The organism is Romboutsia sp. 13368 (genome assembly GCF_018336475.1).
Classification (GTDB): domain Bacteria; phylum Bacillota; class Clostridia; order Peptostreptococcales; family Peptostreptococcaceae; genus Romboutsia.
In genome coordinates this window covers 401,494-401,751 of the sequence record NZ_CP048741.1, presented here as the reverse complement: position 1 = coordinate 401,751, position 258 = coordinate 401,494, and the positions used below count along the sequence as shown (strand labels likewise).

Here is a 258-nt window from a genome sequence, read left to right as displayed (position 1 = left end):
AATAAGATTTATATTGCTTATGATATTCTATATAAAACTCAGATTCTTTTTCATAATTATAATCACTTAACTTTATTTTTTCTTTGGAAAAATCAACATAATATATACTAGATAAATCGTAGTTTAGAATAAATGATTCTAGTAGTGTATGCAATGTCAAAATTACCTGATTAGAATTAGCAATAGGAAGTGACTTATAATAAGTTGAAATTGTTTTCCTAAGGTTTTCATCAAGATTATTTTTCTTTAATATATTAT

Annotated in this window: 1 protein-coding gene; it reads right to left on the bottom strand. The window is 21.3% G+C overall.

Features of this window, described 5'->3' with window-relative positions; genetic code table 11:
• Positions 1 to 258, bottom strand: a 258-nt coding sequence (locus tag G3997_RS01620; protein WP_296647056.1) for a hypothetical protein, incomplete at both ends; no start/stop codon positions are given.